A 26,185-nucleotide genomic window follows, 5' to 3' on the forward strand; every position below is an offset into this window, starting at 1 on the left:
TCGTGCCGCCCTGCCGCGCGGGGCTTTGCGCCCGCTGTGGCTGCGCTTTCAGCCGATTGAGAAGCCCTCTTTTATGTCCACCGCCGCCTCGCCCGCCCCTGTCCCGACCCGACCGCTGACTCGCAGCGATTACAAAACCCTGTCGCTCTCCGCTCTGGGCGGTGCGCTGGAGTTTTACGACTTCATCATTTTCGTGTTCTTCGCGGCCGTGGTCGGCAAGCTGTTCTTCCCGGCCGAAATGCCCGAATGGCTGCGGCAGATGCAAACCTTCGGCATCTTCGCCGCCGGCTATCTGGCTCGCCCGCTGGGCGGCATCGTCATGGCGCACTTCGGCGATCTGCTCGGGCGCAAGAAAATGTTCACCCTGAGCATTTTTATGATGGCCGTGCCCACGTTGCTGATGGGCTTGCTGCCCACCTACGCGCAGATCGGTATCTGGGCGCCCATCGCCTTGCTGGTGCTGCGGGTGATTCAGGGGGCCGCCATTGGCGGTGAAGTGCCCGGCGCCTGGGTGTTTGTCGCCGAGCACGTGCCGCCACGGCACATCGGCTATGCCTGCGGCACGCTGACCTCGGGGCTGACCGCCGGCATTCTGCTGGGCTCGCTGGTGGCCACCTTGTTCAACAGCATTTTCACGCCCGAAGAACTGCTGGCCTACGGCTGGCGTGGGCCCTTCCTGCTCGGCGGCGTGTTTGGGTTGTTCTCGGTGTACCTGCGCCGCTGGCTGCACGAAACGCCGGTGTTCGCCGAGCTGCAGCAACGCAAAGCCTTGGCCGAAGAAGTGCCGCTCAAGGCCGTGGTGCGCGATCACCGGGGCGCGATTCTGTTGTCGATGCTGCTCACCTGGGTGCTGTCGGCCGGCATCATCGTGGTCATTCTGATGACGCCCACGCTGTTGCAAACCCTCTACCACTTCAACGCGGCCACGGCGCTGCAGGCCAATAGCCTGGCCATCGTGTTTTTGAGTATGGGTTGCGTAGCGGCTGGTGCTTTGGCTGATCGATTCGGCGCGGGCCGTGTGTTTATCGTCGGCAGCTTGCTGCTGTTGGCCAGTTCGTGGACGTTCTACACGCAGGTCAGCGCTCATCCCGAATGGCTGTTCCCGCTCTACGCGCTAACGGGCCTGTTCGTGGGCACCATCGGCGCGGTGCCGTTTGTGATGGTCAATGCCTTCCCGCCGGTGGTGCGTTTTTCCGGGTTGTCGTTTTCCTACAACCTGGCCTACGCCATCTTCGGCGGGCTGACACCGATGCTCGTCACCCTGCTGCTCAAGACCGACCCCCTCGGGCCGGCCTATTACGTGGCCGCGCTGTGCGGCCTGGGCTTTTGCGTAGGCGTGTACCTGCTTACTTCGAAGCGCTGACCCGCCACACTTTGTTGCCGACGTCGTCAGTCACCAGCAGGGCGCCCTGGCTGTCGATGGCGACATCCACCGGACGGCCTTGCGCTTCGCCTTCAGGGTTGAGGAAGCCGGTGAGCACGTCTTGCGGCATGCCGTTGGGTTTGCCGCCGCTGAACGGCACGAAGATCACCTTGTAGCCCGCGCGCGGCTCGCGGTTCCATGAGCCGTGTTGCGCCACCAGCAGCCCTTCCTTGTAGTCCGGTAGCGCGCTTTTGTCGCCAAAGGTGATGCCAAGCGACGCGGTGTGCGAGCCCAGCGCGTAATCGGGCACCAAGGCTTTGGCGACCAGGTCCGGCTGCTGCGGCTCTACGCGTTCGTCGACGTGCTGGCCGTAGTAGCTGTAGGGCCAGCCATAAAAACCGTCTTCCTTCACCGAGGTGATGTAGTCCGGCACCAGGTCATTGCCGATTTCGTCGCGCTCATTCACCGCCACCCACAGCGCACCGGTGGTGGGTTCCCAGGCCAGGCCGTTGGGGTTGCGCAGACCGGTGGCGAACAGGCGTTTGTCGCCGCTGCTGGGGTCCAGCTCCCAGATGGCGGCGCGGCCTTCTTCTATATCCAGGCCGTTTTCGCCGACGTTGCTGTTGGAGCCGACCGTGACGTACAGCTTTTTACCGTCCTGGCTGGCGATCAGGTTTTTCGTCCAGTGATGGTTCAGGCCGGCCGGCAGCGCGGTGATTTTGGTCGGCTCGGCGCTGATTTCGGTCTGGCCTGCCACGTACGGCACGCGCACCACGGCGTCGGCGTTGGCGATATACACGTCGTTGCCGACCAGGGCCATGCCGAAGGGTGAGTGCAGGTTTTTCAAAAAGGTGGTGCGCACTTCGGCGATGCCGTCGTGGTCGGCGTCGCGCAGCAAGGTGATGCGGTCGGCGCTCGGCACGCCGGCGCCGGCTTTGGCCATGATCTTCTTGGCCACCCATTCCTTGATTTTGAAGTCGCCTTCATCTTCCGGCTTCGGCGCGTTGCTCTCGGCCACCAGCACGTCGCCGTTGGGCAACACGTGCAGCCAGCGCGGATGGTCCAGCCCTTCGGCAAACAGATTCACCTTGGTGCCCGGCGCCGCTTCCGGCGTTCCACCCACTGGCCAGCCGACCGCGTTGGCAATGTTCACCGTCGGCAGCAGGCCCGACTCGGGTTCCGGCAGCGTCGGCTTCGGCCCGTAGCCCTTTAGCGCATCGGCGGTTGGCGTTTCCGCGCAGCTCACGCACGCGACGGTCAGTAGGGATAGCGGCAGTAAACGAGCGAAATGCATGGGGCGGTCTCCGGGTCGTTGCTAGTGGCTCAATAAGTGACAGCACAACGTTCACACTGTTTTGAAAACCTGCGCTGCGGCTTTATTGGCAGCTTTTAGTTATACGGCAGCTTCGCGATTCTGGACCCCCGCGTTCGCGAGGGTGACGGGGCTGCGCATCTATTTATAGGTGGTGGAGCGTCGCGAGCGAAGGCCAGGCAAGGCGAAGGGCGGACGAGCGAGCGCAGTTGGCTGCAGCCAATGAGCATCGCGACCCGCACTTCAACGCCGCATGGCCGAGCGCAGCAGCTCCATGATGGCCTTTCATCTAATTGTCACATTCAAGTCATAGAGTCTTCACACGGCCTAAAGATACTTGGGCCCGTTCCATCACAACCCTATCCTGCTAGGAGCAAGGCATGAAACTTAAGCGTTTGATGGCGGCCCTGACTTTTGTCGCCGCTGGCGTCGCCACCGCAAGCGCGGTTGCCGCTGTTGACCCGTCGATCCCGGCCTACAACAAGACCACCGGCGTATCCGGCAACCTGTCCAGCGTTGGTTCCGACACCCTCGCCAACCTCATGACCCTGTGGGCTGAGGAATACAAACGCCTGTACCCGAACGTCAATATCCAGATTCAGGCCGCCGGTTCTTCCACCGCGCCACCCGCTCTGACCGAAGGCACCGCTAACCTGGGCCCAATGTCGCGCAAAATGAAAGACGTTGAGCTGCAAGCCTTCGAATCCAAATACGGCTACAAGCCGACTGCCGTTCCGGTAGCCGTCGACGCCCTGGCTGTATTCGTACACAAAGACAACCCGATCAAAGGCCTGACCATGGCTCAGGTTGATGCAATCTTCTCGGCAACCCGCCTGTGCGGTGGCCCGAAAGACATCAAAACCTGGGGCGACCTGGGCATCACCGGCGACCTGGCCAACAAGCCAGTACAACTGTTCGGTCGTAACTCGGTATCGGCACCTACGGCTACTTCAAAGAAGAAGCCCTGTGCAAAGGCGACTACAAAGCCAACGTGAACGAGCAGCCGGGTTCGGCTTCGGTGGTTCAGTCCATCAGCTCCTCGCTGAACGGCATCGGTTACTCGGGCATTGGCTACAAAACTGCCAGCGTTCGTACCGTACCGTTGGCTAAGAAAGAAGGCGGCGAGTTCGTAGAAGACAACGAGCAAAACGCCCTGAACGGTTCCTACCCGCTGTCGCGCTTCCTGTTCGTGTACGTGAACAAGGCGCCGAACAAGCCTCTGGCTCCGCTGGAAGCTGAATTCGTGAAGATGGTGTTGTCGCAATCCGGTCAGCAAGTGGTCGTGAAAGACGGCTATATCCCGCTGCCTGCGAAAGTTGCCGAGAAGGCGTTGAAAGACCTGGGTCTCTAAGACCAGCAGGAGCGGTTAACCGCCGCTCCGTTGAACACATAAGCGCCGTTTGGTGATCCGAGCGGCGTATTTCGCAAGCCCGCTGTCAATTGCACTTGGTGTTATTGCTCAGTGGGTTTTTTGCGTCACTGCTTTGTCATGTTTCTGTCATACAGAGCCGCTAGGGTGTGCGCATGAACGATCTGGCAAATTCCCCCATGACTGCGAATTCCTCCTCCGGACGCATTGATTTCAATACGCCCGAGCTGCAACGCAAGCGCCGTATGCGTGCGCTTAAAGACCATTTGGCCCGCTGGTACGTAATGATCGGCGGCCTTTCCGTGCTCGGCGCGATCACTCTGATCTTCTTTTATCTGGGCTATGTCGTGTTCCCCCTGTTCCAGGGCGCCGAGCTGACCGAGAAGAAGGTGCAGACGCCTGCATGGCTGCAACAAGACGCTGGCAAACCCCTGCTGCTCGCCATTGAAGAGCAGAACCAGGTGGCCATGCGCGTTTCCGATAAAGGCGAGGTGATTTTCTTCACCACCAAAACCGGCGACGAAATCAAACGCTTCCCCCTGACCCTGCCAGCCGGCGCCACCGTGGCGTCCATCGGCCAGGCGCAAGCCGGTAACAATCTGGTGGTGCTGGGTCTGTCCAACGGCCAGGCGCTGGTGTTCAAACACACCTACGTCGTCACCTACCCGGACAACCACAAAACCATCACCCCGCAGCTCGACTACCCCTACGGCGAAGCGCCGCTGGCTATCGACCCGCAGGGCCGCCCGCTGGAACACGTGAGCATCAACGCCAACGACGAAACCATGCTGCTGGGCGCCTCCAGTGGCAGCGAGTTGCTGATGCTGTCGCTGACCAGCGAAGAAAACATGATGACCGGCGAAACCACGCTGACGCAGGACCGCATCGTGCTGCCGCAGATCGCCGAGCCGATCAAAGCGCTGTACATCGACCCGCGCCAGCAGTGGCTGTACGTGTTGAACGGTCGTGCCCAGGCCGACGTGTTCAACCTGCGTGAACGCAGCCTCAACGGCCGCTACAAACTGCTGGAAGACGCCGATACCGAAGTCACCGCCAGCGCCCAGTTGCTGGGTGGCATTTCGCTGATGGTGGGTAACTCCAAAGGTGGCATCAGCCAGTGGTTCATGGCCCGCGACCCGGACGGTTCCTCGCGCTTCAAACACATTCGCGACTTCCAACAAGGCGATTCGGCGATTCTGCAGATCAACCCGGAAGAGCGTCGCAAAGGCTTCGTCGCCCTGGATGCCGCCGGTGAGCTGGGCGTTTACCACAGCACCGCCGAACGCACGCTGCTGGTGGAAAAAATTGTCGAGGGCAAAGGCGCCCTCGCCATGTCGCCACGGGCTAACCGCTTGCTGGTTGAAGCCGGTACCGAGTTGCATCCGCTGACCCTGAAAAACCCGCACCCGGAAGTATCCTTCAGCGCGCTGTGGGGCAAGGTCTGGTACGAAAGCTACGACGAACCCAAGTACATCTGGCAGTCGACCGCCGCCAACACCGAGTTCGAGCCCAAGCTGAGCCTGGCACCGCTGACCTTCGGTACGCTGAAAGCCGCGTTCTACGCCATGCTGCTGGCCGCGCCGCTGGCCGTCGCCGCCGCCATCTACACCGCCTACTTCATGGCGCCGCGCATGCGCCGCAAAGTGAAGCCGGTGATCGAACTGATGGAAGCGCTGCCCACCGTTATTCTCGGCTTCTTCGCCGGCCTGTTCCTGGCGCCGTATGTAGAAGGCCACTTGCCAGGCATTTTCAGCCTGCTGGTGCTGACGCCGTTGGGCATCTTGCTCGCCGGCTGGGGCTGGAGCCGCTTGCCGGAGTCCATCCGCCTGCGCGTTCCTGAAGGCTGGGAATCGCTGACCCTGATCCCGGTGATCCTGATCGTTGGCACCCTGGCCCTGGGCATGAGCCCGTACATGGAAAACTGGTTCTTCGGCGGCGACATGCGCCTGTGGATCTCCCATGACCTGGGCATCACCTACGACCAGCGCAACGCCCTGATCGTCGGTCTGGCCATGGGTTTTGCCGTGATCCCGAACATCTTCTCGATTGCCGAAGACGCCGTGTTCAGCGTGCCGCGCAGCCTGACCCTGGGCTCGCTGGCACTGGGTGCAACCACTTGGCAGACCATGACCCGCGTGGTGATTCTCACCGCCAGCCCGGGCATTTTCTCGGCGCTGATGATCGGCATGGGCCGCGCGGTCGGCGAAACCATGATCGTGCTGATGGCCACCGGCAACACGCCGGTCATGGAAATGAACCTGTTCGAAGGCCTGCGCACCCTGGCCGCCAACGTGGCGGTGGAAATGCCGGAATCGGAAGTCGGCGGCAGCCACTACCGCGTGCTGTTCCTCTCGGCACTGGTACTGCTGCTGTTCACCTTCATCATGAACACCTTGGCCGAACTGATTCGTCAGCGTCTGCGCAAGAAATACGCAGCGCTCTAAAGGATGAATGCCGTGAAGAAGAATTCTCTCAACGCTTGGTTCAAAAGCGGTTCGCCAGGCATCTGGATGAGCGGCGGCGCGGTGTCTATCGCCGTCATCATGACCATCGGCCTGCTGCTGGTTATTGCCTTCCGCGGTCTGGGGCACTTCTGGCCCGCCGACCTGCTGCAAGCCACTTACTCCATTCCCGGCCAAGCCAGCCACACCGTGGTCGGCGAAGTGGTGCAGGCCGAAGAAGTGCCGCTGGCGCGTTTGAAAGGTGCTGGCTTGCCGGTGCCGGAAAACGGCCCGGAGTTCATGACCCGCGAGCTGCTGAAAGTCGGTAACCGTGACATCTACGGCAGTGACTTCACCTGGCTGGTCGGCGATTGGCTGGTCGACCAGAAGAAGCCGGTTGAACTCATGACGCTAGTGCGCCGCGAGTGGGGCAACTTCTACGGCACGCTGGTTAGCGTCAAGGAAAGCGGCAAGGTGATCGCCGAAGGCGAAGCCGGCTGGCCGACCCTGCAAGAGCGCATCGTTCGGGTCGAAGGCCTGGCCGAGCAACTGAGCAAGCTGGAAAAGAAAGACATCGGCGCGATCAACCATGACCTCGAACGCCTGCGTCTGAAAACCCGCAAGCTCGAACTCGACAAAGCCCTGACGCCTGAAGCCCAGGCCGACATCGAAGCCGAGCGCGCAGAGCTGGACGCCAAGTACAAAGGCCTGGAAGGCCAACTGCTGGAGCTGCACCAGGCGGTCGACCGCGACAGCATCGTGGTGCGTGAAGCCGACGGCAAAGAAATTGAAATCAGCCTCGGCAAGATCGTGCACGCCTACCAGCCAAACGGCATGGGCGTGTTCACCAAGCTGCGCATGTACTTCGCCAACCTGTGGGAATTCCTCTCCGACGACCCGCGTGAAGCGAACACCGAAGGCGGCATCTTCCCGGCCATTTTCGGCACCGTGATGATGACCCTGATCATGGCCATGATCGTCACGCCGTTTGGTGTACTGGCGGCGGTTTACCTGCGCGAATACGCCAAGCAAGGCCCGCTGACCCGCATCATCCGCATCGCGGTGAACAACCTGGCCGGCGTTCCGGCCATCGTTTACGGCGTGTTCGGTCTGGGCTTCTTCGTCTACGTGCTGGGCGGCTCCATCGACCGCCTGTTCTTCGCCGAAGCGCTGCCGGCGCCGACCTTTGGTACGCCGGGCCTGATGTGGGCCTCGCTGACCCTGGCGATTCTCGCCGTGCCGGTGGTGATCGTGGCCACCGAAGAAGGCCTGGCGCGTATTCCGCGTGCCGTGCGTGAAGGCTCGTTGGCCCTCGGCGCGACCAAGGCAGAAACGCTGTGGAAAGTCGTACTGCCAATGGCCAGCCCGGCGATGATGACCGGCATGATCCTCGCCGTGGCCTGCGCCGCTGGCGAAGTGGCTCCGCTGATGCTGGTGGGTGTGGTGAAACTGGCGCCGTCGCTGCCAGTGGACGGCAACTACCCGTACCTGCACCTTGACCAGAAAATCATGCACCTGGGCTTCCACATCTACGACGTCGGCTTCCAGAGCCCGAACGTAGAAGCGGCCCGCCCGCTGGTATACGCCACTGCGTTGCTGCTGGTGATGGTGATTGCAGGCCTGAACCTGTCGGCGGTGGCCATTCGTAACCACCTGCGCGAGAAGTACAAGGCGCTGGATCACTAACGTCATCCCCGCGAACGGGAAATGACGAAGTAAAGAATTGAACGACTATTCGCTGACCAGTGCACCGGTCAGCCAAACGCACACAACGCATCGAGGTTTCTCCATGCAGCACGAAGCCCAGCCACACGGCATCAACATCTCTGCCCTTGGCCGTGAAAAGCAGAACCTGACCCTGGCTGAAGAAGCCGTGACCCTGGAAGTGCCAGGCTTGAGCCTGTTCTACGGCGAAAAGCAGGCGCTCTACGACGTCAAAATGAACATCCCCAAGCAGCGCGTGACCGCCTTTATCGGCCCGTCGGGCTGCGGCAAGTCGACCCTGCTGCGCTGCTTCAACCGCATGAACGATCTGGTAGACGGCTGCCGCGTTGAAGGTGAAATCAACCTCGACGGCAACAACATCTACCGCAAAGGCGAAGACGTGGCCGAGCTGCGTCGCCGCGTCGGCATGGTGTTCCAGAAGCCCAACCCGTTCCCCAAAAGCATCTACGAGAACGTGGCGTACGGCCTGCGCATTCAAGGCATCAACCAGAAGCGCGTGCTCGACGAAGCCGTCGAAGCCTCGCTGCGTGGCGCGGCCCTGTGGGACGAAGTAAAAGACCGTCTGCACGAGTCGGCGCTGGGTATGTCCGGCGGTCAGCAACAGCGTCTGGTCATCGCCCGCACCATCGCCGTGCAGCCTGAAGTGCTGCTGCTCGACGAACCGTGCTCGGCCCTGGACCCGATCTCCACCCTGAAAGTGGAAGAGCTGATCTACGAGCTGAAATCGAAATTCACCATCGTCATCGTGACCCACAACATGCAACAGGCCGCGCGGGTGTCTGACTACACGGCGTTTATGTACATGGGCAAGCTGATCGAGTTTGGCGACACGGATACGTTGTTTACCAACCCGGCGAAGAAACAAACGGAAGACTACATCACCGGTCGCTACGGCTAGTTTCGGTCAGTCCCCTCTCCCGCCTGCGGGAGAGGGTTAGGGAGAGGGGCTTTTGCGTTGTCTGCCAACCCTCTCCCCCGGCCCCTCTCCCGAGGACGGGAGAGGGGAGTCAAACCCCGGTTCAGGACATGCTCATGATCAACAAAGACAGCCTCACCCACCATATTTCCGCCCAGTTCAACGCTGAGCTGGAAGACGTGCGCAGCCACCTGCTGGCCATGGGCGGCCTGGTGGAAAAACAAGTGAACGACGCCGTTACCGCGCTGATCGACGCCGACTCCGGTCTGGCTCAGCAAGTGCGCGAGATCGACGACCAGATCAACCAGATGGAGCGCAACATCGACGAAGAGTGCATCCGCATTCTGGCCCGTCGTCAGCCTGCCGCGTCCGACCTGCGTCTGATCATCAGCATCTCCAAATCGGTGATCGACCTCGAGCGCATCGGCGACGAAGCGACCAAGATCGCCAAGCGCGCCATCGAACTATGCGAAAGCGGCGAGTCGCCACGCGGTTACGTGGAAGTGCGCCACATCGGCGACCAGGTTCGCAAAATGGTGCAGGAGTCGCTCGACGCCTTCGCCCGCTTCGACGCCGACCTGGCCCTGTCGGTGGCCAAGTACGACAAAACCATCGACCGCGAATACAAAACCGCCCTGCGCGAATTGGTCACCTACATGATGGAAGACCCGCGCTCCATCACGCGCGTGCTGAGCATCATCTGGGTACTGCGCTCGCTGGAGCGCATCGGCGACCACGCCCGTAACATCGCCGAGTTGGTGATTTACCTCGTGCGCGGCACGGATGTAAAACACCTGGGTTTGGCAAGAATGGAAGAAGAAGTGAAAGGGATCGCCGACAAAGGCTGACCCTTACACGTCCCTGTAGGAGCGGCTTTAGCCGCGATGCTTTTTGCGACTTCAAAAAGCTCGAGGCTAAAGCCTCTCCTACAGGTATGCGCAGCACTGCTAAAACGCCCGGCCCAGCCCGGGCGTTGTCGTTTTTGTGCACTACCGTCGGGTTCCGTAAGCCGATTTGCCTATTCGCCGCGTGGCGAGGCTATGCTTATGCCATTACTGAAGGGGTGGTCGATGAGCAAAATCAGCGTGCTGGTGGTGGATGACGCGCCGTTTATTCGTGATCTGGTAAAAGAAAGGGCTGCGCAATGCATTCCCTGGCATCCAGATTGAAGACGCGGTTAACGGTCGCAAAGCCCAGCAGATTCTTGGGCGACAGGCGTTCGACCTGATCCTGTGCGACTGGGAAATGCCCGAACTCTCCGGCCTGGAATTGCTCAGCTGGTGCCGCGAACAGCCCGAGATGAAAACCACCCCGTTCATCATGGTCACCAGCCGTGGCGATAAAGAGAACGTAGTCCAGGCCATTCAGGCCGGCGTGTCCGACTTTATCGGCAAGCCCTTCACCAACGAGCAGTTGGTCACCAAAGTCAAAAAAGCGCTGCACAAAGCCGGCAAGTTGGAAGCCCTGATGGGCGGCGCCCCGAAAACGGCGGCCTCGCCATTCGGCAATGACTCACTGTCTGCACTCACCGGCGGCAAGGCCGAAGTGGTCAAACCCAAACCTGCGGCGCCGGCGTCCACTGGCTCTGCCGCTGCACTTCTGGGCGGCGCCGCCAAACCGGCGCCGGCCACTGCCGCGCCGTCAGGTCGCGGCCAAGGGCAACTGCGGCTACCCAGCGGCAGCCTGGCCTGCGTGATCAAAGCGCTGAGCCTGAAAGAGGCCTCACTGTTGGTTAAACGCCTGGATACTTTGCCGCAAGTGCTGGAAAGCGCCGTGCTTGACCTGGAGCAGGGCGACGGTGGCGAAGTGGCGCGCCTCAACGGCTACCTGCACTCGGTCGCCGCCTTCGAACCCAAACCCGACAGCGAGTGGCTGCAACTGATCTTCCGCTTCGTTGACCGCGACCCGCAAAAGCTCGACTACCTGTCGCGGTTGATCGCCCGTGGTTCGGCGCAGAAGCATTTCAGTCCGGGCGCCTAAACGCGTCAGCCGACCGATGGCGCGAGGCGGTTCACATCGCGACGGCTGGTGTCTCGCGGGCCCCGCGCGGCGCTGCTAATCTTCTCCGTCCAAGAACCCATTAGAACGATGCCGTTATGCTAGGGCGCATTATCCTTCTCTGTGGTCTGACGCTCGCGGCTGCCAACCCGGCAGCGGCATTGACCATCTACAAATACACCGACGCCAATGGCGTGGTGACCTACACCGACAAAGCCGCGCCCGGCGCGCAGGTGTTCGTGTTTCGCGACCGCATGGTCGAGCGCCTCGACACCCAGGTGAAGCTGGAAACCAAAAAACACGACGCCGGCGAAACCCTCTTGGTACGCAACGACCTCTACGGGCCCGTGGAAATCGAACTGAGCGTGAACAACGCGGTGAACGTGTCCGGTATGCCGGATAAACCGATTCACTGGGTATTGCCGCCGCGCAGCAAAATTCGCCTGCTCACCCTGGCCCCGCGCGACCCCAACCAAGCCATGCGCTACAAACCCAAACTGCGCACGGCGCTGGGCGACCCGCGCTTGCTGCCGATTGCCTACGACTACCCGCTGCCGTGGGTCGGCGGTCCGTTCCGGCAGAGTCAGGGCGCCAACGGCAAATACAGCCACTTCACGCCAAAAGGGCGCTTTGCCATCGACATCGCCATGCCCGAAGGCACGCCTATCGTCTCGGCCCGTGCCGGTACGGTGGTGAAAGTGGAAAACAGCCAGAGCGGGCGCGGCAATAACCCGTCGGGCAACTTTGTGCGGGTGCTGCACGACGACGGCACCATGGGCGTGTACCTGCACCTGATGCGCGGCTCGGTGGTGGTCAACGAAGGCCAGCGCATTGCCCTCGGCACGCCGCTGGCGCGCTCCGGCAATACCGGCAACAGCAGCGGCCCGCACTTGCACTTCGTGATTCAGCGCAACATGGGCCTGGCGCTGGAGTCGATTCCCTTCGACTTCGTGCAGCCGGTCGACACCTTGCCCAACTTTGCCGTGGGCGGTGAGTGAACGGGCCTGCTAGCCTGTGGGCAGAACGTCGGTTTTTGCCATGGACCGACACCGAGGCAAAGGGTGAGCAATGCGGGTACGTGTACAAGTCATAAGCCTGTTGATGTGCTGGCTGGCAGCGTTCAGCTGCCATGCCGCACTGGTGCAATTGCAAGACGACAGCGAGCCCGTGCGCCTCGGCCCACAGCTTGAATACCTGATCCCCCAGCAACCGCTGCAATTCGTCGACGCCCAGCGCTCGCGCGGCTGGCAAGCCGTGAACGCCGAATCGCTGAACCTCGGCCATCAGGAACAACCGGTGTGGGTGCGCATGCACCTGCTCAACCTCGCCGCCATCAACAACTGGCTGCTGGTGGTGGAATGGCCGATTCTCGACCGCGCCGACGTGCGCCTGTACTACCCCGAAAGCCGCGGCTGGGGAAATGTGCAGTCTGCTGGCGACCACATTCCCTTCAGCAATTGGCCCATGGCCGAGCGACAACTGGTGTTTCCCCTGAAGCTGGAGAAAGCCGAGGAAGCTTGGGTCTACATGCGCATCAGCAGCAAAGAAAACGTGCTGGTGCCCATGCAACTGTTCAGCGAAACGCAATTTCAGGCCCAGGAAAAAAGCCTGCGCATGCTGCTCGGCATGTTCTTCGGCGCCATGCTCGCCATCCTGCTCTACAACGCCGCGCTGTACCTGTTCACCAAACACCGCAGCTACATCTGGTACACCTTGTACCTGCTGGGCGTGATCATCTACGAGCTGAGCATCAGCGGTGTCGGCCCGCTCTACGTGTGGCCCGACCTGGGCGAACCGGCGCGGCAGATCTACGCGCTGTCGGCGATCTGGAGCTTCTTTGCCGCCGCCATGTTCGTACGCGCCTTCCTGCGTCTGCCGCGCTACGGCGGCTGGCCGTTGTGGACCAACAACCTGCTGGCCTTCTATTGGCTGGCGGCCCTGGTGCTGGTGGTGGTCGAGCCGGACTGGGTGTACTGGATTGGCGTCAACCAGGTGGCCCTGGCCTCGTGCATTTTGGCCTTGGTGGTGGCGGTATTCGCCTGGCGACGGGGCAACGGCTCGGCGCCGATGTTTATCCTGGCCTGGACGTTTTTGATCGTCTGCACCTTCGTGCATGTGGCGGCGCTGGAAGGCCTGCTGCCGATTAACCAAGTAACCTTGCGCATGCAAACGCTGGGCTTTTTCGTCGAATTTATTCTGCTCTCCGTCGCCCTGGCCGACCGCCTCAACCGCGAGCGGGCCGCGCGGGTGAAAGCCCAACACAGCCTGCTCGAAGCCCGCGAACAGGCCCTGAGTACCCAGCAGCAAATGCTCGACGTGCAGCGGCGCACCAACGAAGAACTCGAACTGCGCGTGCAAGAACGCACCGCCGCGCTGCAACGCACCAAACTCGATCTGGAACAGGCCAACACCGAGCTGACCCGCATCAGCCACACCGACGCCCTCACGCAATTGGCCAACCGCCGTTACTGCGACCAACAGCTCGCCCACCTCAACGACCCAGCGTTGGCGGTGCTGATGATCGACATCGACCACTTCAAACGCATCAACGACACCTACGGCCATCCATTCGGCGACACCTGCATCAGCGCTGTGGCCCAAGTGCTCAAACAAGCCACACGGCGCAGTGCCGATTTGGCCGCGCGTTATGGCGGTGAGGAATTTGTAGTGTTGCTGCGCGACAGCAACCCCAAAGACGCGTTTGAACTGGCCGAACAAGTTCGCCAGGCCGTAGCGGGCATAACCCTCGACAGCGGCGTAGAGCCCGTGCAACTCACCGTGAGTATTGGCGTGGCGTGCAACTCGCCTGAGCGAGCGCTGGATGTGCAGGCGCTGCTGAGCGCAGCGGATCGGGCGCTGTACGCCGCCAAGCAGGGCGGGCGCAACCAGGTTCAGGGCGTGGCGCCGTTGCCGGCTTGAAGGGTGCGAGCATCGCCGCTCCGGTGCACGTAGGTTGGGTTGAGCGAATGCGAAGCCCAACGTTACCCGAGGCGCAGGTATTCATTACCGCGTGTGGCTGAGCGTTTGCTTTCGCGCCTTACGCGCGAGTCACTTTTAGCAGTCGCCCTAAAAAGTAACCAAAAACGGCTTGCCCCTACCTTGGCCCTCCGCTGCGCTGCGGGTTCCCTCATTCCGCCGCCGCTCCGGGGGCACGGCGAGACGGGCCATCCTTGGCCCGACACGCCTTTCGCGGCTCCCGGCCGCTCAACCCCCTCCACGTCGACTCTACTCGGCCTGCGATGAATGGGGCGGGCAGATCAAGATCAAGGTCAACATCAAGATCAAAAGCCCCTCACCCCAGCCCTCTCCCTGAGGGAGAGGGGGCGGGCCAGGTGTGGACGCGGTGGTGGCGTTACGTCACCCCTCGCCCGCTTGCGGGGAGAGGGGCTGGGGGTGAGGGCCTTTGTTCGAGACACCTTCGCTCAAACGCACTGAAACCATGCGCCTTGCCAGCGCCTGGTGCGCCATCTCCAGGCAGCGCCGGCCTTACGCTTCCCAGCCTCCCCAACAACCCCTTGAAAACCCGCAGGTTTTCCCCCTCAGCAAAACCCTGGCACCGACCTTGCTACATCCCTACCCGAACGGGATGAGTTATTCGCGTCGGCGCCGCCGTCACAACGCTGCTCATGACGCTTGGCACACAGGAGCTGTAACCAGAGGCGAACTAGGGTTCCGGTCCACAGAAGTGGACGCTGGTCCGAGAGTTTTCCGGCCCTAAGGAAGAGGGCTACACGGCGGGAGAAAAGCCCGGGAGACGTGATGTCATCCCGTGCCTGTTTCCTAACGTGTAGGAGTGTTGCCATGACCACGCCGTTGTCTCGCTTCAAGCTTCCTCTGTTGCGCAAAAGCCTGCTCGGGGCTTGCCTGGCCGCTGCCGCCAGCCTGTTGCCGGTCACTTCTCACGCCGTTGAAAAACTGAAAATCGGCACCGTTGTCTGGGCCGGTTACGCGCCGTTTTACGTGGCCGACAAGCTCGACCTTTACAAACCCCACGGCCTGAAAGTCGAGCTGCAGTTTTTCAACGACCCAGCGTTGATTCCCACCGCCATGGTCGGCGGCGCGCTCGATGGCGGCATGTTGACCTACGACCAGGTCGTCGGCGGCGTGGCCAAGGGCCTGAAGCACCGAGTGGTCATGCCCATCGACTTCTCCAACGGTGGCGATGCCATCGTGGCCGACAAATCCATTGCTTCGGTGAAGGACTTCAAGGGCAAAAAAGTCGGCTACAACCCGCTGTCGCCCTCTGACTTCCTGCTCGCCTATGCCTTGAAATCCAACGGCATGACCGAGAAAGACATCAGCCCGGTGAACATGACCCCCGAGGGCATTCCCGGCGCCATGGCGTCTGGCAGCTTGCCGGTTGGCGTGACCTACGAGCCAAACGTGTCGCAGATTCTTGGCATGCCGGGCGACAAGTTTCACGTGGTGTATTCCTCCAAAGACGCCCCGGGCCTGATCACCGACGTGCTGGTGTTCGACGAGAAAGTCATCGCCAAACGCAAAGTCGCCATCAACGCGCTGATGCAGGGCTATGTCGATGGCCTGGCGTATATCAAAAGCCACCCGGAAGAATCCGCCGAAATCATCGGCAAGGTGCTCGGCGTCAGCGCCAAGGAAGCCACCGAGCAAATGAGCGGCGTGTACAACATTCCGCTGGCGGAAATGAGCAAGAACTTCGAAAAGTCCGACGCTACCAGCTCCTTCTTTGGCAGCGGCGCGAGTGATCGGCACCTTGCTCAAGGACAACGGCCAGATTCCCGCCGTGCCGGATTTCGCCGCCACGTTTGACGCGTCCTTTGTCGAGGCGCTGGCTAAGTAAGCCGGTATCGATGTCACGTTGCCGGTGCGCAACCCCCTGCGCACCCACGCAACGCCGATGAGACAGGAGCCATCATGTCTGCTCAGATTTTCCGCTACGCCGACGGGAAAATTCCCAATTCACTGGCGTTCGCCTATGTATTCGCCGCCTACTTCGGCGGCCTCGCCCTGCTGTTTTCCGCCCATCTGGGGCTGAACCTGCTCGGCACCTTATTGCTCGGCCACGGCATGATCATCGCGGCCTACCTGATTCACGAGTTTGCCCATGGCACCATTTTCGCCAAGCCCAAGCACAACGAATGGGCGGGCGAAGTGTGCAGTTGGCTGTGTGGCAGTTGCTACGCCGGGTTTCAGTACCTGCGCAAGAAACACATGCGCCACCACGTCGACCGCGCCGACGTCATCACCTTCGACACCAAGGCGTTTATGAGCGCCTGCCCGGCGTGGCTGCGCAAAATCATTCTGGCGCTGGAATGGATGTATATCCCGGCCATCGAGCTGGTGATGCATTACTACGTGGTGGTGTTGCCCTTTATCACCACCGACGAAAAACACCGCGCCAATCGCAAGAAAGTGCTGCTGACGCTGGCGATCCGCTCGGCCTTGTTCGCGCTGCTGGCGGCGGTGTCGGTGAAGGCGCTGGTGCTCTACGCCGTGGCCTGGATGTTGATGTTGACCGTGCTGCGTTTTGCCGATGCCTATCAGCACACCTACGACGCCTTCGCGGTGCTCGAAGACGGCGGCGCCATTCCCGAAGACAAAGTGCGCGACCGCGTTTACGAGCAGCACAACACCTACAGCAACGTGGTCTCGGCCCGTTGGCCGGCGCTCAATCTGTTGCTGCTGAATTTCTCGTACCACAACGCTCACCACGAAAAACCGGTGGCGCCGTGGTATCGCCTGCCGGCGTTGCACCGCGAGCTGTATGGCAGCGATTACGCCCAGGTGCTGCCGATGCGCCTGCTGCTCAAAAGCTTCCATGAACACCGCTTGCGCCGCGTGCTGGATGACCACTACGGCGAAGTGGCCGCGCCCGAGCAGCAACGGCGCGCCGATGGTTTTTACGGCGCGGTGGGCGTGTCGTTTCTGACGGCGGTGTAAACCATGAGCCTCGATTACGTTGGCAAAACCGTGGTGCTCACGGGCGCGGCGAGCGGTATCGGCAAAGGCCTGGCCCGCGCGTTTGCCGAGCAGGGCGCGCGCCTGGAATTGCTCGACCGCAGCGGCGACGCCTTGTCGAGGGTGGCCGACGAGTTGCAACGCCTGACGCGGGTCAGCACCCATGTGCTGGATCTGGCCGACAGCGAAGCCGTTGCCGCCTACGCCGCCAGCCGCGCCGAACGGCCGCTGGATGTGCTCATCAATAACGCTGGCGTCGAGTACGCCACGCCGCTGAGCGACACCGGCGCCGCTGCCGACGCTCACTGGCAAGCGCTGCTGGATAACAACGTGGCCTCCATGCTGCGCCTGACTCGCGCGCTGCAAGGTCAATTGAAAGCCGGCGCCAGCATCATCAACCAGGCCTCCATCTGGGGCCTGAAGGGCGTGCCAGGGTTTAGCGCTTATGTGGCCAGCAAGCACGCAGTCATCGGCCTGACCCGTTCACTGGCTTGGGAGCTTGGCCCTCGGCGTATTCGGGTGAACGCGGTGTGTCCCGGCTGGATCGGCACCGAGGCGGCCATGCGCTCGCTGGCAGTAATGGCGGCCAGCAACGGGCGCAGTGAAGCTGAAGAACTGGCGCTCATCCTCGCCGCCCAGGCAGTGCCGGAATTGCTCACGCCGGCCGACCTGGCAGGCACCTTTTTGTTTCTCGGCAGCGCCCTGGCCCTGCCACTGACCGGGCAGGCGTTGTCGGTCAGCCACGGCGAGGTTATGCACTGATGACGGACTTACCGCTAAAAGGCCAGGTGGCCCTGGTTACCGGCGCCGCCACGGGCATCGGGCGCGCCACGGTATTGGCCTTGGCTGCGGCGGGCGCCAAGGTGTGGATCAATCACCTGGACCAGGAACGTGCCGCCATCGGCTTGGTGGCGCGCATCACCTCGGCCGGCGGCTGGGCGCGGGCGGTGGAGGCCGATGTGTCGTCGGCGCCGCAAGTGGCGGCCATGTTCGAGGAAATATTCGCCGCTGGCGTGCTGGATATTCTGGTCAACAACGCCGGCATCATTCTGGAAAAACCCTTTTTGGAAACCACCGAGGACGACTGGGCCAACCTGCTCGGCGTCGACCTCAGCGCCGTGTACCGCTGCTGCCGCCATGCGCTGGGGCATATGCAGCCGCGTGGCTCGGGTTGCATCGTCAATATCGCCTCGGAACTCGGCCACTTGGGGCGCGAGAAATACGCGGCGTACTGCACCGCCAAGGCCGGCGTCATCGGCCTGACCAAATCGCTGGCCCGCGAATTCGCCCCGGCCATTCGCATCAATGGCGTGGCGCCCGGCCCCGTGGACACGCCCATGGTCAGCGCAGAACACATGAGCGCCGAAATGATCGCCAAGGAGGTCGCCATTCCCGCTGGCCGCCTCGGCAAGCCCGAGGAAATTGCCGCCGCCGTGCTGTTTCTGGTGTCGCCTCAGGCCAGTTTCTTCCAAGGCCAAATGCTCGGCGCCAATGGCGGCGCGTGGATGGGCTAATGATCAGATTCCTGCTCAAACCCGAAAGCATTTTGCTGCTCGCCGCCGCCATCTGGGGCCTGGGTTGGATGCCGCTGCAACACCTCAGCGGCCTGGGCCTGCGCGGTATGCCGGTGGTGTTGGCCACTTACGGTTTGCTCTGCGTGGTGGCGGTGCCCATTCTGCTGTGGCAGCGCCGTGCCTGGTGGCCTCAGCGCTATGCCTTGCTGGCAATCGCCGTGTTTGGCGGCTGGGCCACGGCGGGGCTGGTCGGCGCCTTGTCCGAGGGCGAAGTGGTGCGCGCCATGCTGCTGTTCTACCTGGCGCCGGTGTGGGCGATGCTCGGCGGCTGGCTGCTGCTCGGTGAGCGCCTGACGCTGTTACGGGTTGGCGCGCTGGTGCTGGCGATGATTGGCATTGGCCTGACGCTGGGCGTCAGCCGCGACAGTTTCAGTGCTTTTGGCAGCAGCGATTGGCTGGCCCTCAGTGCCGGTCTGGCCTTTGCCCTTAACAACCTCGCCACCCGCCACGCTGAACAGATTCCCTTGGCCAGCAAAGCCGTGGTGGCTTTTATCGGCAGCGCGCTGCTGGCCGGGCTGTTCTGCCTGGCCGAAGGCAGCAGCGTGCCGCCAATGGACGGCTTCACCTGGGCCAAGATCGCCCTCTTTGGCGTGTTCTGGCTGCTGGCCATGGGCGCCGCGCAATACGGGTTTACCCATGTCGAAGCCAGCCGCGCGGCGGTGTTGGCCGTTATCGAACTGGTGGCCGCCGTGCTCAGTTCCGCCTGGTTTGGCGACCGCGAATTGGGCCTGCGCGAATGGTGTGGCGGCGCCCTGGTGTTGGTGGCCGCGCTGATCGCCGCCCGGCCGCCCCGTGAACCTTCTCTTATTTCCTGTGAGGCAAGCCGATGAGCGTCGAACCCAACGCAACCGTACGCATGGACCAACTCAGCTGGGTGGAATACGAGCGCCGCGTGCGCGAGCTGTCTCCGGTGGTCTTTCTGCCTTGCGGCGCCACCGAGCAGCACGGCCCGCACTTGCCGCTGGGCACCGATGCACTGCTGGCCAGCGCCTTGTGCGAAGACGTGGCCGCCAAGGTTGGCGGCCTGGTGGCGCCGGCGCTGTCCTACGGCTACAAGTCGCAGCCCAAGTGCGGCGGCGGAAATCACTTTTGCGGCACCACCAGCCTCGACGGGCAAACCCTGATCGCCCTGGTGCGTGACGCCGTGCGCGAGTTCGCCCGCCATGGCGTGAAGCGGCTGGTGCTGGTCGACGGCCACTACGAAAACCAGTGGTTCGTCACCGAAGGCATCGAGCTGGCCATGCGCGAACTGGGTAAAGACACGGCCCTGGAAGTGATGCGCCTGGAGCATTGGGATTTCTGCACCGAGCAGACCCTGGCAGCGGTATTTCCCAACGGCTTCCCCGGTTTTGCCCTGGAACATGCGGCCGTCATCGAAACCTCGCTGATGTTGCATTACCTGCCCAACCTGGTGCGCATCGACCTGATTCCCGACGAGCCACCGGCCGACTTCCCGCCGTATGACATGTACCCGAGCCGCACCGAGTGGGTGCCGGCTTCGGGCGTTCTCGTCGGCCAAAGGCTCGACGGCGGAGAAGGGCGCGCGCATGGCCGGCGACATCACCCAGGGCATCGCCCAGGCCGTGCGCAAGGAATTCCGCTTGTGAGCAAGGCGCTGATCGTGATCGACATGCAGCGCGACTTCTGCGCGCCCGGCGGCTATGCCGACACGGCCGGCTTGGACATCAGCCGTCTGCGCGCGCCTATAGAACCCATCCAGCGCCTGCTCGCCTGCGCCCGTGCGCAAGGGCTGCTGGTGGTGCACACCCGCGAAGGCCATCGCCCGGACCTCAGCGATTTACCCGAGCCGAAACGCCGCCGCGCCGAACACGCCGGCGCACCGATTGGCCAGCCAGGGCCGCTGGGGCGGCTGCTGGTGCGCGGCGAGTTTGGTCACGACCTGATCGACGAGCTGCAACCGCTGCCCGGCGAGCCGGTCATCGACAAGCCCGGCTACAGCGCCTTTGCCAGCACCGACCTGGAATTGCTGCTGCGCAACCGTGGCATCAGCGAACTGCTGATTACCGGCGTGACCACCGAAGTGTGCGTGTCTTCGACCCTGCGCAGCGCCGTGGACCTGGGTTACGCCTGCACGCTGGTCAGCGATGCCTGCGGCTCGGCGTATCCCGAACTGCATGCGGCGGCGCTGGCGATGGTCGACGTGGAAGGCGGTTTGTTCGGCCGCGTGTGCGACAGCGTGCGATTGATCACTGAACTGGAGGCACGCCCATGAGCGGTTCGCCATTAACTTGCAGTGCCGTGCCCGAGCGCTATCTGGGCGTGTGGCAGCGCACGCTGCTGACCACCACCGACGGCGTGCACGACACCAGTACCCGCGTGTACTGGCTGCAAACCGCGCGACTGTTTGCCGATCTGCGCATTCCGCTACCAACGCCCTACAGCGTGCGTGAGCTGACGGCGCAGGGCGGCTTTGCCGGCGTTACCGAAGTGACCCAAACCGGCGACAAGGAAACCTGCCAATGGCACCGCGCCGTGGACTTCCAGCCGCCCCGTGGCAGCGAAGACATCGGCTACATGGACTTTCAAAACGCCAACTGCGTGTTCGAAGACGGCCTCGACGCCAGCTACCACGAAGTGTGGGAGCGCTTGCCCGAGTCGCTCGGCCGCAACTGGGGCGTATGGCTGGTGGCGGCGGATGACCGCCAGGGCTGCCTGTTGCTGGCCGGCGACTGCTTCTTGTTTGTGGCCGGGCGGCCAAGGCCGCTGACGCCGGCGCCGTCACTGCAAGCCTTGCTGGACGAAGGCGGCAGCGCCGAGCGATTGCTTGAGTGCGAACTCTCTTTTGGCTGGCATCAACAGGGCGAAACGCCGTGGCTGATTAGCCTGTCGACCATTCCCGAGCGCGTCGGCGATGTGCTGTTGCCTGCCAGCGTCAGCCCGGACGACAGCACCCAGTTGTGCGCCGCTCACATCCTGGAACAGCTCGGCCATGTCCCACCGATTGGCGGCTGGCGCCTGCGCGAGCACCCCGTTTTTCCGTTAGCCGAGGAGGCCGTGCTATGAGCGCGCATCAACCCTTGCCTGAGGTTCAGGCGCCCACCCGACCGGCCCGGCAACGCTGGTGGGTGATTCGCGGTGAATTGCCGCGCGCCGCGATCTGGGGCCTGGCCACCGCAGGTTTGCTGCTGCCGTTGCTCATCTGGTGGGCCTATACCGCCGCCGGGCTGGCCAACCCGATGTTCATGCCAGGGCCAGACGCGGTGCTGGCGCGGGTAGGGCGCTGGTGGAGCGACGAGGGCTTGCTCGCCGACATCGGCATCAGCGTGTACCGCGTGATGACCGGCTTTCTCGCCTCGGCGCTGTTCGCCTTGCCGCTGGGGTTGTACATCGGCACCTACCGGCCGGTGCAGGCGTTTCTCGAACCGCTGACCGACTTCATCCGCTACATGCCGGCCGTGGCGTTTATTCCGCTGGTGATGCTGTGGGTCGGGATCGATGAAAGCTCGAAAGTGCTGATCATCTTTATCGGCACCTTTTTCCAAATGGTGCTGATGGTTGCCGAAGACGTGCGCCGCGTGCCGATGGCGCAAATCGAAGCGGCGCAAACCATGGGCGCCAGCCGCAGCGAAATCGTCAAACTGGTGGTGCTGCCCTCGGCGCGCCCGGCGCTGCTCGACACGCTGCGCATCACCTGCGGTTGGGCCTGGACGTACCTGGTGGTGGCCGAACTGGTGGCCGCGAATTCGGGCCTGGGTTACGCCATTCTCAAAGCCCAGCGCTATATGCAAACCGACAAGATTTTCGCCGGCATCATTCTGATCGGCGTTATCGGCCTGCTCACCGACCAGGCGTTTCGCTGGCTCGGCCGCGCGGCCTTTCCCTGGTTGAAGAGGTGAGCCATGAGCGACGCTAAGATCAAAATCCGCCAGGTCAGCAAAGTCTTCAAAACGCGCGACCGCGACGTGCAGGCGCTGCAAGACATCAACCTGGATATTCAGCGCAACGAATTCATCACCTTTGTCGGCGCCTCGGGCTGCGGCAAGTCCACGCTGCTGCGCAGCATTGGCGGGCTTGAACAGCACAGCCGTGGCGAAATTCTGCTCGACGGCCGCGCCGTAAACGGGCCGGGCATCGACCGCGCCATGGTGTTTCAGCACTACAGCCTGTACCCGTGGTTGAACGTGATGCAGAACATCAAGTTTTGTCGGCAATTGAAGGTGGTGGCCGACACGGTGAAAAGCGATGGCGACGTCGAAGTGGCCAGCGGCCGCGCCGATGCGCTGTTGAATTTGATGGGCCTGTCGGCGTTTCACCAGGCGTACCCCAATCAGCTCTCCGGCGGCATGCAGCAACGTGTGGCGATTGCTCGGGCCTTGATGCCCAAGCCGGAAATTCTGCTGATGGACGAACCCTTCGGCGCGTTGGATGCGCAAACCCGCGAAGTGATGCACGACCTGATCCGCCACGTTCATCGCCTAGAAAAGAGCACCATTCTGTTCGTCACCCATGACGTGGAAGAGGCCATTTACCTGGGCGGTCGCGTGGTGCTGATGGCGCCGCGTCCTGGGCGCATCGACACCATCTATGACGTGCCGCTGCCGGCCGAGCGCAATCAAGACATGAAACTGTCAGCTGAGTTTCTTACCCTCAAACGCGAGATACTGGCGCGCATTCGCGAAACCTCGGGCATGAGCACCGATTTGGAGCTCCTCGAGCAACTGACGCGTACGCAGCCGTTGGCGTTGTAGGCGGCAATCGGCGGTTCCAGGAATCGAGACTGAAACCTCGAGCTTCTGATCGCGGTTGGCCGCAACTAACCGCCAACCGTCCGGTCTCACCCATGCCCGGCGTGGAACTTGCTTTTCACGCTGGGTAGCGTCACCCCTTCTAATAAAAACAATCTGCTTACTTCTGAATCGTGAATAATCGCCGCCGCCGAGTGACCGGCCGTGGCTGTGTGTGTCTGTGAGGGATAACGTGGAATTTGCTCTATCTATTGCGCCCTATGCGGGCATTACCGTGATGATTCCGGCCGTGCTGTTGGTGGCCGCCTGGCTCAATTACAGCGCCTCGCGACGCGTCGCGGTGCTGTGGCTGACGGTGGTGGTGCTCGCCTATGGTGCGGTGATGTTCAGCAAACTGGCATTCAAAGGCTGGGGCCATGGCTGGGAAGCGTTGAACATTGCGGTGTTCAGTGGCCACGCCATGAACGCCTGCTTGGTAACGCCGGTGCTTGTGAGCCTGCTGGCTCGCCAATGGCATCCGTTGCTGCGCTGGCCCGCTGCCGGTGCGGCGTTGATCGGTGGTTGGTACTTCAGCGTCACGGTGGTTGCGCCCTATGTGCATCCGTTGCCCGAAGCCATTGCCGGCGCGCTGATCGGCGGCCTGGGCTCCATGACCTTCCTGGCCCTCGCCGAACGTGCGGAAATTCGCCCGCTGCCGGCGCGCGCCATGGCCATGGGTTTCACCGTGATCGCCGTGTGCGCCAGCTTGCCCAAGTACACCGCCGAGGGCTTGCTCAACCACTTCGCCATCACCCTGTCGGGCGCCGAAGAGCCCTATACCAAACCCCATTGGCACAATTCACCGACCGCGCAATCGTCGCGTTGATCGGCATAACGGCGCGCGCCTGAACTATTAAAGCGCGGCCGGGGTCTGTAGGTGCGTGTTACCGGCGCACCGCCATCAGCGACCGCTTGCCTGACCCGTTTAGCTGCAGTCAAACGGGTCGCCAACGGTCGCCGCAGTAGGCGCAAGGATGAACAGGAACGGCCCGCGCGCGACGCTGGCCTTGGGCAGTTTCACCGCAACAAACGACTGCAGGGATTCGCTATGAAGCGCCTCGAACTACTGGACTACGGCCGTTTTATCGCCGCCATCATGGTGGTGCTTTACCACTACACCTTTAACGGCATTGCCAATGGCAAGCTCAGTTCTCTCAGCCATATTCCCGAGCTGATCGAGTTCACCAAATACGGTTATCTGGGCGTTGAGCTGTTCTCTATGATCAGCGGCTACGTCATCTTCTACTCCGCGCGCAACCGCAGCGCCGCCCAATTCGCCGCCTCCCGCGCGATTCGTCTTTATCCCTCGTACTGGTTCGCCGTGCTGTTCACCAGCGCCATCGCCTGGATGTGGGCGACTACGCAAATGCAGGTCACGCAGCTGCAAACCTTGGTCAACCTGAGCATGTTCCAGTCCTACCTGGGCATCGGCCACGTCGATGGCGTGTACTGGACGCTGGTGCTGGAAGTGCAGTTCTACGTGCTGGTGCTGCTGTGCCTGTTCGTGGGCTGGCAGGACCGCCTGGAAATTCTGTTCAGTTGGTGGCCGGTCGTCATGCTGGTGGCCTTGCTCGTCGGCCTCAACCGGGCGCCGTTGTTGGGCGGCTATTTCAGCTACTTTGCCGCCGGTGCGCTGTTCGCCATTCTCAAAGAAAAAGCCAACTGGAAAAGCGCGGCCTCGCTGGCCCTGGCGTTTGGCTTGTGCGTGCGCTTCTCGCTGGAAGTGGCGGGGGAGAAAGCGCTGGAATCCGGCGCCTATTTCTCGCCCGTGGTAGTGGCGAGCATGATCTGCCTGTTCTTCGCGTTCTTCCTCACCCTGAACGTGGAAAAAGTGCAGCAACTGCGCCTGCCGTTCTCGAAAACCCTCGGCGCGCTGACCTACCCCGTGTACTTGATTCACGCCCACTTCGGTTACATGTTCCTCAGCCGCTTCGCCACCGACGAGAACCGCGCCTGGATGTATCCGCTGGCGATTGGCATCGTGCTGGTGGTGGCGTTCTGCATGAACCGCTTTATCGAAGTGGGCCTGGCCGGTATGTGGAAAAAACTGGCTAACCTCACCGTGTACCGCGCGGTAGATGGCGTACAACGACTGTCGGCTGGTGTGCTGCGCCGGCCCGCTTAATTCCTGGAAACGGATTTTCCCCCATGGCCCGCTGGGTAGTGCTGATTGTTGTCGCCCTGACCTTGCCTGCGGGCGCGTACCTGTGGGCCAAAGCCGAGTATTACCCCGCCGAGGTGGTGGACCGCGCCCAAGCCTTTATCACCCTTCTTGAAGCCGGGCAGATGGATCAAGCCCAGGCCATGGCCATGAGCAACGAGTACATGGGCCGCACGCCGGAAGAATTCGCCGACCGCATGTGGGCTCAGCGCTGCCGCGTTGACCGAGTGGAATGGACCTCACCACCGCAAACCAACGGTAACCGCCTGCGCCGCTGGTGGCGCGGCGTCGACATCGAAATGCCGGAAGTGGCGGTCGAATTCGAAGGCGACTGCCTGCTGCTGGTCAGCATGCGCCGCGGCGCCGACGGCCAATGGCGCGTGTTCAACATCCAGCGCCACGCCGGCTGAACCGCACCCAAGCTTTTGCCTAACCAACGACGACAAAAAATCTAATTTCGCTATGGCCGGTGCGTGGACAGAATGCGGGCATAGGTCGTGGGTGCTGCAAAAGCGCCCTCTCCCCCAGCCCTCTCCCGCGAGCGGGCGAGGGGGCAGACCGCAACTGATCGTCGAACTCCGCTCCAGTCCCCTCGCCCGTTTACGGGAGAGGGCTAGGGAGAGGGGCTTTTCCCACGGCAAACC

The 26,185-nt window shown here is 62.3% G+C and carries 20 protein-coding genes, 3 pseudogenes and 1 riboswitch; of the genes and pseudogenes, 22 read left to right on the plus strand and 1 reads right to left on the minus strand.

Going from position 1 to position 26,185, the window contains the following annotated elements:
* Positions 1-73 precede the first annotated feature (73 nt).
* Positions 74-1,363, plus strand: a complete 1,290-nt coding sequence (locus ACZZZP_RS24060) for an MFS transporter (protein WP_463384384.1) — start codon at positions 74-76, stop codon at positions 1,361-1,363.
* Here ACZZZP_RS24060 and ACZZZP_RS24065 read toward each other — a convergent pair.
* Positions 1,347-2,657 (minus strand): PQQ-dependent sugar dehydrogenase, encoded by a 1,311-nt coding sequence (locus ACZZZP_RS24065; protein WP_463536909.1) that lies wholly within the window; start codon positions 2,655-2,657, stop codon positions 1,347-1,349. The two genes, ACZZZP_RS24060 and ACZZZP_RS24065, sit on opposite strands and share 17 nt — an antisense overlap.
* A 398-nt stretch (positions 2,658-3,055) precedes the next feature.
* On the opposite strand from ACZZZP_RS24065, the pseudogene ACZZZP_RS24070 reads away from it, so the two are divergent.
* From ACZZZP_RS24070 to ACZZZP_RS24170, 21 genes and pseudogenes are all read left to right on the plus strand, one after another.
* Positions 3,056-4,026: pseudogene (locus tag ACZZZP_RS24070) on the plus strand (phosphate ABC transporter substrate-binding protein PstS family protein).
* A gap of 173 nt (positions 4,027-4,199) precedes the next feature.
* Positions 4,200-6,488 (plus strand): ABC transporter permease subunit, encoded by a 2,289-nt coding sequence (locus tag ACZZZP_RS24075; RefSeq protein ID WP_463384387.1) that lies wholly within the window; start codon positions 4,200-4,202, stop codon positions 6,486-6,488.
* Between the two features lie 3 nt (positions 6,489-6,491).
* Positions 6,492-8,171 carry a phosphate ABC transporter permease PstA gene (gene pstA / locus ACZZZP_RS24080; protein ID WP_463536910.1) on the plus strand — a complete coding sequence of 560 codons (1,680 nt, stop codon included), beginning with the start codon at positions 6,492-6,494 and terminating at the stop codon, positions 8,169-8,171.
* A gap of 103 nt (positions 8,172-8,274) precedes the next feature.
* Positions 8,275-9,108 carry a phosphate ABC transporter ATP-binding protein PstB gene (gene pstB / locus ACZZZP_RS24085; RefSeq protein ID WP_122492357.1) on the plus strand — a complete coding sequence of 278 codons (834 nt, stop codon included), beginning with the start codon at positions 8,275-8,277 and terminating at the stop codon, positions 9,106-9,108.
* 134 nt (positions 9,109-9,242) lie between these two features.
* Entirely contained in the window at positions 9,243-9,974 is a 732-nt protein-coding gene (gene phoU / locus ACZZZP_RS24090; protein WP_122450000.1) for a phosphate signaling complex protein PhoU, read from the plus strand.
* A gap of 222 nt (positions 9,975-10,196) precedes the next feature.
* Positions 10,197-11,106 (plus strand): annotated as a pseudogene (locus ACZZZP_RS24095) (response regulator).
* 116 nt (positions 11,107-11,222) lie between these two features.
* A complete protein-coding gene (locus tag ACZZZP_RS24100; RefSeq protein WP_463384390.1) occupies positions 11,223-12,122 on the plus strand; it encodes a peptidoglycan DD-metalloendopeptidase family protein in 900 nt (299 codons plus the stop codon).
* Positions 12,123-12,192: 70 nt separating this feature from the next.
* Positions 12,193-14,043: a diguanylate cyclase domain-containing protein gene (locus ACZZZP_RS24105; protein ID WP_463384391.1), complete on the plus strand. Its 1,851-nt coding sequence runs from the start codon at positions 12,193-12,195 to the stop codon at positions 14,041-14,043.
* A gap of 734 nt (positions 14,044-14,777) precedes the next feature.
* Positions 14,778-14,880: riboswitch (guanidine-I (ykkC/yxkD leader) on the plus strand.
* Between the two features lie 45 nt (positions 14,881-14,925).
* Entirely contained in the window at positions 14,926-15,912 is a 987-nt protein-coding gene (locus ACZZZP_RS24110; RefSeq protein WP_463536911.1) for an ABC transporter substrate-binding protein, read from the plus strand.
* A 105-nt stretch (positions 15,913-16,017) separates the two neighbouring features.
* Positions 16,018-17,043, plus strand: coding sequence for a fatty acid desaturase family protein (locus ACZZZP_RS24115; protein ID WP_463384392.1), 1,026 nt, complete (start codon positions 16,018-16,020; stop codon positions 17,041-17,043).
* 3 nt (positions 17,044-17,046) lie between these two features.
* On the plus strand, positions 17,047-17,823 hold the full coding sequence (locus ACZZZP_RS24120; RefSeq protein ID WP_463384393.1) for an SDR family NAD(P)-dependent oxidoreductase: 777 nt from the start codon (positions 17,047-17,049) through the stop codon (positions 17,821-17,823).
* On the plus strand, positions 17,823-18,575 hold the full coding sequence (locus ACZZZP_RS24125; protein WP_463384394.1) for an SDR family NAD(P)-dependent oxidoreductase: 753 nt from the start codon (positions 17,823-17,825) through the stop codon (positions 18,573-18,575). Before ACZZZP_RS24120 ends, ACZZZP_RS24125 begins: the two co-directional genes overlap by 1 nt.
* The gene (locus ACZZZP_RS24130) at positions 18,575-19,465 is read left to right on the plus strand and encodes a DMT family transporter (RefSeq protein WP_463384395.1); all 891 of its coding nucleotides are present in this window, start codon (positions 18,575-18,577) and stop codon (positions 19,463-19,465) included. The genes ACZZZP_RS24125 and ACZZZP_RS24130 overlap by 1 nt, the downstream gene beginning before the upstream one ends.
* Positions 19,462-20,242, plus strand: a pseudogene (locus ACZZZP_RS24135) (creatininase). The gene ACZZZP_RS24130 and the pseudogene ACZZZP_RS24135 overlap by 4 nt, the downstream one beginning before the upstream one ends.
* Entirely contained in the window at positions 20,230-20,868 is a 639-nt protein-coding gene (locus tag ACZZZP_RS24140; RefSeq protein WP_463536990.1) for a cysteine hydrolase family protein, read from the plus strand. The pseudogene ACZZZP_RS24135 and the gene ACZZZP_RS24140 overlap by 13 nt, the downstream one beginning before the upstream one ends.
* Complete coding sequence (locus ACZZZP_RS24145; protein WP_463384397.1) at positions 20,865-21,659, plus strand: hypothetical protein; 795 nt, start codon at positions 20,865-20,867, stop codon at positions 21,657-21,659. Before ACZZZP_RS24140 ends, ACZZZP_RS24145 begins: the two co-directional genes overlap by 4 nt.
* Complete coding sequence (locus tag ACZZZP_RS24150) at positions 21,656-22,492, plus strand: ABC transporter permease (RefSeq protein ID WP_463384398.1); 837 nt, start codon at positions 21,656-21,658, stop codon at positions 22,490-22,492. The genes ACZZZP_RS24145 and ACZZZP_RS24150 overlap by 4 nt, the downstream gene beginning before the upstream one ends.
* Positions 22,493-22,495: 3 nt before the next feature.
* Positions 22,496-23,344 (plus strand): ABC transporter ATP-binding protein, encoded by an 849-nt coding sequence (locus tag ACZZZP_RS24155; protein ID WP_463384399.1) that lies wholly within the window; start codon positions 22,496-22,498, stop codon positions 23,342-23,344.
* 229 nt (positions 23,345-23,573) lie between these two features.
* Positions 23,574-24,206, plus strand: a complete 633-nt coding sequence (locus ACZZZP_RS24160; protein ID WP_463384400.1) for a hypothetical protein — start codon at positions 23,574-23,576, stop codon at positions 24,204-24,206.
* A gap of 222 nt (positions 24,207-24,428) precedes the next feature.
* Positions 24,429-25,505: an acyltransferase family protein gene (locus ACZZZP_RS24165; protein WP_463536912.1), complete on the plus strand. Its 1,077-nt coding sequence runs from the start codon at positions 24,429-24,431 to the stop codon at positions 25,503-25,505.
* A gap of 23 nt (positions 25,506-25,528) precedes the next feature.
* Positions 25,529-25,951 (plus strand): hypothetical protein, encoded by a 423-nt coding sequence (locus tag ACZZZP_RS24170; protein WP_463384402.1) that lies wholly within the window; start codon positions 25,529-25,531, stop codon positions 25,949-25,951.
* Positions 25,952-26,185 lie beyond the last annotated feature (234 nt).

It is taken from the genome of Pseudomonas sp. AC211 (assembly GCF_979258055.1).

Excerpts from the sequence above, each read along its gene's own strand:
- ACZZZP_RS24170 (WP_463384402.1), top strand. The coding sequence starts at position 25,529 with ATGGCCCGCTGGGTAGTGCTGATTGTTGTCGCCCTGACCTTGCCTGCG.
- ACZZZP_RS24075 (WP_463384387.1), top strand. The coding sequence starts at position 4,200 with ATGAACGATCTGGCAAATTCCCCCATGACTGCGAATTCCTCCTCCGGA.
- ACZZZP_RS24060 (WP_463384384.1), top strand. The coding sequence starts at position 74 with ATGTCCACCGCCGCCTCGCCCGCCCCTGTCCCGACCCGACCGCTGACT.
- ACZZZP_RS24105 (WP_463384391.1), top strand. The coding sequence starts at position 12,193 with ATGCGGGTACGTGTACAAGTCATAAGCCTGTTGATGTGCTGGCTGGCA.
- pstA (WP_463536910.1), top strand. The coding sequence starts at position 6,492 with ATGAATGCCGTGAAGAAGAATTCTCTCAACGCTTGGTTCAAAAGCGGT.
- ACZZZP_RS24120 (WP_463384393.1), top strand. The coding sequence starts at position 17,047 with ATGAGCCTCGATTACGTTGGCAAAACCGTGGTGCTCACGGGCGCGGCG.
- phoU (WP_122450000.1), top strand. The coding sequence starts at position 9,243 with ATGATCAACAAAGACAGCCTCACCCACCATATTTCCGCCCAGTTCAAC.
- ACZZZP_RS24155 (WP_463384399.1), top strand. The coding sequence starts at position 22,496 with ATGAGCGACGCTAAGATCAAAATCCGCCAGGTCAGCAAAGTCTTCAAA.
- ACZZZP_RS24130 (WP_463384395.1), top strand. The coding sequence starts at position 18,575 with ATGATCAGATTCCTGCTCAAACCCGAAAGCATTTTGCTGCTCGCCGCC.
- ACZZZP_RS24065 (WP_463536909.1), bottom strand. The coding sequence starts at position 2,657 with ATGCATTTCGCTCGTTTACTGCCGCTATCCCTACTGACCGTCGCGTGC.
- ACZZZP_RS24100 (WP_463384390.1), top strand. The coding sequence starts at position 11,223 with ATGCTAGGGCGCATTATCCTTCTCTGTGGTCTGACGCTCGCGGCTGCC.
- ACZZZP_RS24110 (WP_463536911.1), top strand. The coding sequence starts at position 14,926 with ATGACCACGCCGTTGTCTCGCTTCAAGCTTCCTCTGTTGCGCAAAAGC.
- ACZZZP_RS24165 (WP_463536912.1), top strand. The coding sequence starts at position 24,429 with ATGAAGCGCCTCGAACTACTGGACTACGGCCGTTTTATCGCCGCCATC.
- pstB (WP_122492357.1), top strand. The coding sequence starts at position 8,275 with ATGCAGCACGAAGCCCAGCCACACGGCATCAACATCTCTGCCCTTGGC.
- ACZZZP_RS24150 (WP_463384398.1), top strand. The coding sequence starts at position 21,656 with ATGAGCGCGCATCAACCCTTGCCTGAGGTTCAGGCGCCCACCCGACCG.
- ACZZZP_RS24145 (WP_463384397.1), top strand. The coding sequence starts at position 20,865 with ATGAGCGGTTCGCCATTAACTTGCAGTGCCGTGCCCGAGCGCTATCTG.
- ACZZZP_RS24115 (WP_463384392.1), top strand. The coding sequence starts at position 16,018 with ATGTCTGCTCAGATTTTCCGCTACGCCGACGGGAAAATTCCCAATTCA.
- ACZZZP_RS24125 (WP_463384394.1), top strand. The coding sequence starts at position 17,823 with ATGACGGACTTACCGCTAAAAGGCCAGGTGGCCCTGGTTACCGGCGCC.